The 9,275-nt window shown below is 57.0% G+C and carries 12 protein-coding genes; 10 read left to right on the top strand and 2 right to left on the bottom strand.

Going from position 1 to position 9,275, the window contains the following annotated elements:
* Both F8J34_RS02040 and F8J34_RS02045 read right to left on the bottom strand, forming a co-directional pair.
* On the bottom strand, nt 1-435 hold a 435-nt coding region (locus F8J34_RS02040; RefSeq protein WP_297056046.1), incomplete at its 3' end, for a tetratricopeptide repeat protein.
* A 1-nt stretch (nt 436) separates the two neighbouring features.
* Entirely contained in the window at nt 437-916 is a 480-nt protein-coding gene (locus F8J34_RS02045) for a flavin reductase family protein (RefSeq protein WP_297056048.1), read from the bottom strand.
* Nucleotides 917-1,044: 128 nt separating this feature from the next.
* Between F8J34_RS02045 and F8J34_RS02050 the strand changes: the two genes are divergently transcribed.
* The 10 genes from F8J34_RS02050 (at nt 1,045) to F8J34_RS02090 (ending at nt 9,272) form a co-directional block, all read left to right on the top strand.
* Nucleotides 1,045-2,820, top strand: a complete 1,776-nt coding sequence (locus F8J34_RS02050) for a chloride channel protein (protein ID WP_297056049.1) — start codon at nt 1,045-1,047, stop codon at nt 2,818-2,820.
* Nucleotides 2,821-2,834: 14 nt separating this feature from the next.
* Nucleotides 2,835-3,821 carry a PhoH family protein gene (locus tag F8J34_RS02055; protein WP_297056051.1) on the top strand — a complete coding sequence of 329 codons (987 nt, stop codon included), beginning with the start codon at nt 2,835-2,837 and terminating at the stop codon, nt 3,819-3,821.
* Nucleotides 3,811-4,842, top strand: a complete 1,032-nt coding sequence (locus F8J34_RS02060) for a molybdopterin-binding protein (protein WP_297056054.1) — start codon at nt 3,811-3,813, stop codon at nt 4,840-4,842. The genes F8J34_RS02055 and F8J34_RS02060 overlap by 11 nt, the downstream gene beginning before the upstream one ends.
* A gap of 3 nt (nt 4,843-4,845) precedes the next feature.
* Entirely contained in the window at nt 4,846-5,142 is a 297-nt protein-coding gene (locus F8J34_RS02065; RefSeq protein WP_297056055.1) for a YggT family protein, read from the top strand.
* The gene (locus F8J34_RS02070; protein WP_297056057.1) at nt 5,139-5,621 is read left to right on the top strand and encodes a DivIVA domain-containing protein; all 483 of its coding nucleotides are present in this window, start codon (nt 5,139-5,141) and stop codon (nt 5,619-5,621) included. Before F8J34_RS02065 ends, F8J34_RS02070 begins: the two co-directional genes overlap by 4 nt.
* Entirely contained in the window at nt 5,548-5,829 is a 282-nt protein-coding gene (locus F8J34_RS09720) for a DUF167 domain-containing protein (protein WP_363315397.1), read from the top strand. Before F8J34_RS02070 ends, F8J34_RS09720 begins: the two co-directional genes overlap by 74 nt.
* On the top strand, nt 5,826-6,482 hold the full coding sequence (locus F8J34_RS02075; RefSeq protein WP_297056059.1) for an HAD family phosphatase: 657 nt from the start codon (nt 5,826-5,828) through the stop codon (nt 6,480-6,482). Before F8J34_RS09720 ends, F8J34_RS02075 begins: the two co-directional genes overlap by 4 nt.
* The gene (locus F8J34_RS02080) at nt 6,466-7,395 is read left to right on the top strand and encodes an RsmB/NOP family class I SAM-dependent RNA methyltransferase (RefSeq protein WP_297056061.1); all 930 of its coding nucleotides are present in this window, start codon (nt 6,466-6,468) and stop codon (nt 7,393-7,395) included. Before F8J34_RS02075 ends, F8J34_RS02080 begins: the two co-directional genes overlap by 17 nt.
* Nucleotides 7,392-7,862: a hypothetical protein gene (locus tag F8J34_RS02085; RefSeq protein WP_297056063.1), complete on the top strand. Its 471-nt coding sequence runs from the start codon at nt 7,392-7,394 to the stop codon at nt 7,860-7,862. Before F8J34_RS02080 ends, F8J34_RS02085 begins: the two co-directional genes overlap by 4 nt.
* A gap of 126 nt (nt 7,863-7,988) precedes the next feature.
* Nucleotides 7,989-9,272: a cytochrome c biogenesis protein ResB gene (locus F8J34_RS02090; protein ID WP_297056065.1), complete on the top strand. Its 1,284-nt coding sequence runs from the start codon at nt 7,989-7,991 to the stop codon at nt 9,270-9,272.
* Nucleotides 9,273-9,275 lie beyond the last annotated feature (3 nt).

Below are 9,275 nucleotides of genomic sequence, written 5' to 3' on the forward strand. Positions count from 1 at the left end.
CTCTTCCGGACGGCCGATTTCCTCCAGAAGATAAGCCCTTCCCAGGGTACAGGAGATCTTCATCTCTCCCCGGGCCCCCCGGGAAATCTGCTTAATCTCTTTAAGTAAGTCCGCGGGAGGTTTGCGGCTCAGATCCCTCTCCCAGAGATACAGACGGGCCTCCCGGGCCACTACCGTGCCGGGGTATTCCCGCATCAACCTCTGAAGCGCCTGATACCCCCGGGCCCGATCCTTAAGGGAAAGGGCCTTTAGGTAAAGAATAGCCGCCTTACCCTCACGCCGATCCTGGTAAAATCTGTATCCCGCCCACAGAGACAGGACCAATACCACCCCTACCACCACCGCTACGATCTCGCGCAAATGGGCCCGGGCCATCCGGACCCATCTTTCATGGAGCACCAGAAGTTCTTCGCCCGCACCACCTTCCGCCGCCATCTCAGGCCTCCACTCCCCCGAAAAAGTCGTCCCAGCGAAAGATCAGCGGTTTGGCCCCCTCGGCCTGCACGGCATAATCCCCCACCTCTCCCACGAAGAGCTCATGATCCCCCACCTGACAGGTGGAAACCACCGTACATTCGAAATAGGCGATGGCACTCTTGAGCACCGGAGAACCCTTAAGGGCGTTAATGTAAGGCACCCCGGCAAATTTATCCACGTCCTTTCCGGAACGAAAGCCGAAATGCCTGGCCAGATCTATTTGATCCTCCCCCAGGACATTGATACAGAAAACCCCGGAATTCTTGAGAAGTTCGTAAGTATATCGCTCCGGAGCAATGGCCACAGCCAGAAGACGGGGCCGAAAAGAAACCTGCGTCACCCAGGCCGCGGTCATCCCGTTGATTTTATCCCTGTCTCTTACCGTAACCACATATACTCCCAAAGGTATGTATTGAGTGATAATCTTTTGCAGCCCCATAAATTACCCCCTGCCAAAATTGCGTTGAAGTATTCTTATCTCCAAGGATACTCAAGCCCGCAACATAAAGCAAGCGCTTGAGTATCGGGCCAAGGTATAGTAAAGGAAGGCGAGGAGGTTTCCTCGGGGTGAGAAGACAGCAGGTTCGGCTCCTGGTAGATGCTATTATCATAGGACTGGCCGGGGCTGTTCTGGTCCGCATCTTCGATGTCATGGTCAACCTTTCCCGGGATTTCTTCCTGGGGTACCTGGCCCACTATCACCCCCCGGGGCTACCCAACGAAGGGGGAATCCCTCAGGAAATCGTGGGCCCTTACGGGCGGGCCCTTATCCCCCTGGTTACCACCCTAGGCGGATTCCTTTCCGGCTTGGTGGTGTATCTCCTGGCTCCCGAGGCCCGGGGGCACGGCACCGAAGCGGTAATCAAGGCCTTCCATTTTCTGGAAGGACGTATAAGGGGCAGGGTACCCTTTGTAAAAATGCTGGCCTCGGCCCTGACCCTGGGTTCCGGCGGTTCGGCAGGCCGGGAGGGGCCCTCCTCGCAAATCGGCGCCGGGGTGGGTTCTATCTACGGGCGCCTTACCCGCCGCAGTCCCCACGAACGAAGACTGCTGGTAGTGATCGGAATGAGCGCGGGACTTTCGGCCATCTTCCGTTCTCCCATTGGCACGGCTTTCTTCGCGGTGGAGGTCCTTTACAGTCAAATAGAGTTCGAGGCCCAGGCCCTTATCTACTGCATCTTTTCCGCCGGAGTGGCCTATCTTCTCAGCGGTTTCATCGTGGGCTGGCAGCCCCTCTTCCGCATGCCCGCCGAGCTGGCCATACCCTCCCTGGAACAATATTTCGGCTTCCTGGTGTTGGGCATTCTGGCCGGGGTTATAGGCACCATAATTCCCCTGGTCTTCCATTCCATATCCCGATTCTTCGAACGATTGCCTCTCCCCCTTTATGTCACCGCCGCTCTGGGAGGTCTTCTGGTGGGACTCCTCGGACTGGTACTCCCTCAGGTCCTGGGGATCGGCTACGGATGGCTCCAAAAAGCCATCGACGGAGAATTACCTGGAAAACTCATGCTCCTGGTCTGCCTGGTCAAGATCCTGGCCTTCTCCATCACCATCGGTTCCGGAGGCTCCGGAGGCGACTTCGCTCCCAGTCTGGTGGTGGGAGGTATGCTGGGGGGATTCGTAGCCTATCTCTTCAACCAGCCTCCGGCCCCTTATGTGGTAATAGGCATGGCCTCGGTTTTCGGAGCCGCAGCCAGGGCCCCCATCGCCAATATCTTTATCGTGCTTGAGATCACCGGGGCCTTCGGCCTCATGCCTGCCGCGGCCCTTTCGGTTATGGTGGCCTATTTCGTCCAGATCACCCTCTCCTCCCCCCTCCCGGTCAAAAGCCTCTACGAGTCCCAGGTGCCCAACCGGGTGCATTCCCCGGCCCATCGGGGGGAATTCTTCACCGACATTCTGGAGGACATCAAGGTCAAGGATATCTTCCGGCCCGAAAAGGTCTATGCCGTGGTGCCGGAGGACATGACCCTGCGCCAATTCGTGACCCTCTTCGGACGCACCGAACAACAATACTTTCCGGTGGTGGATTCCGAGGGCTTCCTCTCCGGTATCTTCTCCATCAACGACGTCCGCCCCTATCTCTTTAACGAAGACCTCTGGGATGTTATAATAATACGCGACATCGCCAGACGAGATGTAATCACCACTCATCCGGAAGAAGATATCAATACCGTCTTGCGCAAGTTCACCATCCGCAACATAGACCAGCTCCCGGTAGTAAAAAGTGACGACCCGCGCATCTTTCTGGGGATGATAAGTCGGCGAGAGGTGATAAACTTTTATAACCAGCGACTGGAAAAAATGCGTCACCGAGAAAGCCAACCTTATATAGTTTAATTTATTTATAAGACATGGAGGTGAAGGAAACCTTGACCACCACGATAGAGCGAACCTTTGAGGACTACAAGCTGGCCCGACATCTTTTCGGGGAACGAGGTGCCCATCTCAAGGCCCTGGAGAAGGCCTTTCGGGTCCAGATAACGGCCCGGGGCAACCAGATCCTCATCACCGGCGATCCTCTGGACACCGAACTGGCCGATCGGGCCTGTGAGGAGCTTTACAGCCTTCTTAAGGCCGGCTACACCCTTTATCCCCACGATGTAGAGTATGCCGCCCGGATCCTGGCGGAAAATCCCAAGGCCAATCTGCGGGAGATCTTCCTGGATACGGTCTTTGTCACTTCCGGGCGCAAGGTCATTACCCCCAAGGGAATTACCCAGAAACGTTATATCGAGGCCATTCGCAATCACGATATCGTCTTCGGAGTGGGGCCGGCCGGAACCGGAAAGACCTATCTGGCCATGGCCATGGCCATCTCTTTCCTTATGAAGGGCGAGGTATCCCGTATCGTCCTGGTGCGGCCGGCGGTGGAGGCCGGAGAAAAACTGGGGTTCCTTCCCGGAGACCTGGTGGAAAAGGTAAACCCCTATCTTCGGCCTCTTTACGACGCCCTCTACGATATGCTTCCCTTTGATAAGGCCTCCCGCCTCCTCCAGAAGGGGGTTGTCGAGGTGGCCCCGCTGGCCTTCATGCGCGGGCGCACCCTTAATGAGGCCTTTATCATCCTGGATGAGGCCCAGAATACCACCTCCGATCAGATGAAGATGTTTCTTACCCGTATGGGATATAATTCCCGGGCGGTGATCACCGGAGACATTACCCAGATAGACCTCCCGGATCCCAAGAGATCCGGCCTGGTAGAGGCGGTGGAGATTCTGCGGGATGTGGAAGGGATTGCCTTCGTCTTCTTCACCAAGAAAGACGTGGTCCGGCATCCGCTGGTGCAGCGCATCATCGAAGCCTACGAAAAAAAGGAGGCCCGTCACCATGAGGGCTAGGACCGTCCCCGTTGAGGAGGCGGTGGGGATGGTCCTTCCTCATGATCTTACCGAGATTCGCCCCGGGGAATTCAAGGGTCCGGCCTTCCGTAAGGGGCATGTGGTTCGGGAGGAGGATATTCCCCATCTCAAGCGCCTGGGCAAGGATCATATCTATGTCCTGGAAATCGATCCGGACGAACTGCACGAGGACCAGGCGGCCCTGCGTCTGGCCCGGGCCGTGGCCGGGGAAGGGGTAACCTTTTCCGAGGAGGTTCGGGAGGGCAAAGTCACCTTCCGGGCCGCCCGGGAGGGGCTCTTCAAGGTGGATGTGGAGGCCCTGTACCGGATCAATCTCCTGGGGGAAATAGCCCTCAGCAGCCGACACGGAAACTTCTGGGTGCAAAAGGGAGAACCCCTGGCCGGAGGGAGAGCCATCCCCCTGGTGGTCAAGGAGAGCCTCCTGGAGGAAGTGGAACGCATCGCGGCCCAAAGCCCGGGGGTCCTGCGGGTCCTTCCCCGCCGGATGTCCAGGGCCGGCCTGGTGATCACCGGAAACGAGGTATATTACGGCCGCATTCAGGATGCCTTTGCCCCGGTGATGCTCCCCAAACTCCGGGCCTACGGCCTGGAGGTGCTGGGGCCGGAATTCGTCCCGGATGACCGGGAACGCATCCGTCAGGCCATCGAGGCCATGCTGCAGGAAGGGGTGGATCTGGTCCTGGTTACCGGAGGTATGTCCGTGGATCCGGACGATGTCACCCGGGCGGCCATAGCCGATCTTAACCCCCATCCCCTTACTTACGGAGCCCCGGTCTTGCCGGGAAACATGTTTCTGGTGGCCTATCTGGGCGAAAAAGCCATCCTGGGGGTCCCGGCCTGCGGCATGTACCACGGGGTAACCATCCTAGACCTGGTGTTGCCCCGGGTGCTGGCCGGGGAAATTCTTACCCGCAAGGATCTTGCCGCCCTGGGACATGGGGGGTATTGTCTGCACTGTAAGGAATGTCGTTTCCCGGTATGTCCCTTCGGGAGAGGATAGTCTATGTTTGTACTGGGATATTTTCTGGCAGCCCTGGCCAAGGTAATAGATCTGGTGCTCACGCTCTATCTCTGGGTCATCATCATCCGGGCCATCATTTCCTGGGTGAATCCCGACCCCTTTAATCCCATCGTACGCTTCCTCTATCAGATTACCGAACCCGTGCTCTGGAGGGTGAGAAGGGTCCTTCCCCCCATAGGTGGCCTGGATCTCTCTCCTCTGGTGGTGATTCTGGCCATCGTCTTCCTGCAACAATTTCTGGTGCCCACCCTTTACGAACTATCCCTGAGGCTGCGATGAAACTCACTCCCCGCGACATCCGAGAGAAACGTTTCAGTGTGGTCCCCATCGGTTATAGCCGGGGGGCGGTACGCAATTTCCTGAACGAAGTGGCGGATCTCCTCAAGGAAGTCATCCGGGAAAATCATCAACTGCGGGATGAATTGAACCGTAAGGAACAGGAAATCGCAGAACTACAACAGGAGGTCCGGGCCTTTCGGGAGGCCCTGCGCCGGCTGGATGAATTCAGCGAAACCATAAAGGCCCAGGCCGAAGCCGAGGCCCGTCGCATTATAGAAGAAGCCGAAAAGGAAGCCCGGGAGCTAGAAGAAGATATTGAAAGATTGTGGAAGGTCCGGGAAAAGCTTCGTCTGGATCTCAGGGCCCTTTTACTTTCCTATCTGGAACACCTGGAGGAGAAATCCCGTGCTCGCGGTCCAGAAACATCCGGAGGGGACGCTTCTCAGGGTTCGGGTTCAACCGAGGGCCAGGAAGAATGAAATTGTCGGTTACCACGGAGAGGCCCTCAAGATCCGGCTTACGGCTCCGGCCCAGGAAGGTCGGGCCAACGCGGCTCTCCTGGAATTCCTGGCCCAAAGATTGAAAATCGCACGCCGAAATCTTACCCTTCTTTCAGGTGAAAAATCCCGGGAAAAGATTATCCTTATCCGGGGACTGGATCCGGAGGAGGTGATGAGTCTCTTATGAAAGAAGTCCTGCTTTTTGATCTCGACGGAGTGATTCTGGATAGCATGCCCTGGCATGTCCGGGCCTGGCAGGAGGCCTTTCGCTCCTTTGGGCTGGAGATTCCGGAGGAGGCCATTTATCTGCACGAAGGCGCCATAGAACTGGATACCGCCCGGGAGCTTTTCACCGGGCAGGGGATCATCCCCACGCCGGAGTTTTTTCGAGAGGCCTTCCGACTCCAGAAGGAGATCTTCACCCGGAAATACCGTTCCCGGGTCCAACCCTTTCCGGGGGTGGTGGAACAACTGGAAGAACTCAAACGCGAGGGACGAAAACTGGCCCTGGTTACCAGTTCTCATCGGGAAATCCTGCGGGAGGTCCTCCCCGCTTCCGTGGAAAAACTGTTCGATCTTATCGTCAGCGGGGACCGGGTCCCCCGACGCAAACCCCATCCCGACCCCTATCTGACCGGTCTCCGGGAACTGGGGGCTTCTCCACAGAGGGCCCTCGCGGTGGAAAATGCCCCGGCGGGAATCCGTTCGGCCAAATCGGCCGGGCTCTTCTGCATAGCCATCACCACCACCCTCCCCCCGGAACATCTCCGGGAAGCGGATCTGATCGTGGAAGATCATCCGAAGCTCTTCCGGTGGCTTCGCAATGGCCGAAACTCCTGAGACCGCCGATCAGTATTTTGAACGCTATCGGGAGATCATTCCCGATTATCCGGCCTTCCTCGAGGCCCTCTCCCAACCTCTACCCCTTTATTTTCGCTTAAATACTCTCAAAATCGGGGATCCCTCTCCGGTGATGGAGGGTCTTTCCCGACAGGGATTCCGGGTGGAACCGGTTCCCCAGGTGCCCTGGTTTTTCCGGGTGGAACCCCGGGAGTTTTCCCTGGGAAATACCGAGGAGTATTATCTGGGCCTCATCTATCCCATGACCCTTTCCAGTTCCCTACCGGTCTATGCCCTGGAGCCCCGTCCGGGGGAGCTAATCCTGGACCTCTGCGCGGCCCCGGGGAGTAAGACCACCCAGATAGCCCAGCACACCGAGGATCAGGCGGTGATCGTGGCCAATGATCGACGCCTGGACCGTATCACCGCCCTGGTGGCCAATCTGCGCCGTCTGGGAATAGCCTGCGTGGTGACCACGGTCTATCGGGGCGAGCAATACCCCCTGGAGGTAAGCTTCGACAAGGTGCTGGTGGATGCCCCCTGCTCCGGAGAGGGACGCTATCGCAGGGGCTACGAAGGGGAGCTACTCTTCCAGAAGGAGGGGCGGACCAACTTATCGGGTATTCAGAAGGGACTCATCGTGCGTGCCTATGACCTTCTCAAGCCCGGGGGGATCCTGGTGTATTCCACCTGTACCATCAATCCGGAGGAGAACGAGGCGGTGGTGGATTATCTTCTAAGAAAGCGCCAGGCCGAGTTGCTGGACTGGGAGGCTCCCCTCCCCTCCCATCCGGGGCTTACGGAATGGGCCGGGCGTCCCTTTCATCCCCATCTGGTAAAGGCTAAACGCTTTTATGCCCACGAAATCGAGGCCGTGGGCTTCTTTGTGGCCAAACTGAGGAGGGTGGCGTGAAGGGGAAAAACCGCAAAAAACTGGATCCGCAGGCCACCTGGCCCCGCCTGATACCCGAGGAGGAACGAGAAGAAATTCTGCGCTACCTGGAAAATCGTTTCGGTATTCCCCCGGAAATATTTAATTCTTACGAATTTCTGGCCACAGCCAAAAATTACTGGCTTTTCGTGCGCACCCCTCATCTTCGGGCCCTGGAAAAACTGCGCATCCAGACCGCGGGGCTTCTCTTCCTGCGCAAGGTTTCGGGGTACCTCAAACCCACCACCGCTGCCCTGCAGCGTTTCGGGGTATATGCCCGCAGGGGTATCCTGGACCTGGATCGTTATACCCTGGATCGGCTGCGGCTGGAGAAAAAGATTCCCTTTACCTGCTCCCTGGAGCCGGGGTATGTGATCCTGCGCTGTGAAGGGAAGATCTGGGGTTGCGGGCTTTATCTCCCGGAAAAGCTTATTTCCTATCTTCCTTGACCGCCCTGGTCCAGGGTTTAAAATACCCAGAAACGAGGCGGAGGTCCAAAGGATAAAGATCTTCCCCTGGCCCTGGCTCACACAGGGGGATAGATCGCCGAAATCCGCATCTCAAAGGGGTGAAAGATGAAAAAGCTGGTGGATTCTCTGGCTTCTTTAAGACTGGCCATCTTCCTTTTTCTGGCCCTGGCAGCCACCTCTATCCTGGGAACCTTCATCCCCCAGGGGCAGGAACCTGGCTTTTATATCGCTCACTACGGGCCGGTGTGGGGGAAACTCATCAACCTGCTTTCCCTTTACGACGCCTATCACTCCTGGTGGTATGCCTCCTTACTGGCCCTTTTCATGGCCAATCTCATCTTTTGTTCCTTGAAACGTTTTCCTGTCTCCCTCAAGCTCTTTCGGAGGGACCCTTTCCTCATCGATCCTGAACGTTTGCCCCTGGCGCAAAAGGCCGAAATTCCGGAAGCCCCGGAAACCATCCGTTCCCGACTGGAGGGTTTCCTCTTCCGGAAATTCGGAAAAGGGGAGCTGGGGGTTCGGGACCGTTATCGATGGAGTTACTTCGCGGTCTATTTTGTGCATGGTTCGATCCTCCTCATCGTGGCCGGAGCCCTTATCGGAGCCCTCTTCGGATATCGGGGGTCGATGAGTCTTCTGGAGGGAGAGACCTCCAACAAGGTCTTCCCCTTCCGGCACAAGAAAGGATTCATCTCCCTTCCCTTCAAGATAAAACTGGAAAAATTCGAGATAGAATTCTATCCCAACGGCATCCCCCGGGATTATCGTTCCTACGTAAAGGTCCTGGACGGCTCACGCAGCTTTAATTATCTGATCCGGGTCAACCATCCCCTTCAATATCGGGGGATCAAGTTCTACCAGGCCTCCTATCAGGAGTATGCGGCCCTCAAGGTTCGCATCGAAAAGGGGAACAAGGTCAAGGAGGTATGGATTAAACCCTTTCAGGATGGCCGCTGGCCGGAGGAAAAACTCACCCTGGGTCTCATCCGGTACGCCCAGGCGCACGGTTTTCGCATGGCTCAGATCTGGCTTTCCAAGGACGACCAGCCCCCGCGCATGATGTGGCTTGTTGAGGGTCACAAGGAACAGATTACCCTTTCCCCGGAGACCCTGTCCCTTTCCCTGGTGGCCATAAAACCCCTCTTCATGAGCGGGCTTCAGGTGCGTAAGGATCCCGGGGCCTTCCTGGTATATGCGGGTTGCATATTAATGATCCTGGGGGTCTTTGTGGCCTTCTTCTTTACCCATCGCCGGATATGGGTGTACGTGGAACCCGTGGGGGAGAAGAAGACCCGGGTCATCGTGGGAGGCTACAGCAAACGCTACCGGGACGATCTCAAGCGGGAACTGGAACACCTCTTGACGAAACTCCAAAGTGGGTTAACTTAATAG

The organism is Thermosulfurimonas sp., from assembly GCF_015491435.1.
Classification (GTDB): domain Bacteria; phylum Desulfobacterota; class Thermodesulfobacteria; order Thermodesulfobacteriales; family Thermodesulfobacteriaceae; genus Thermosulfurimonas_A.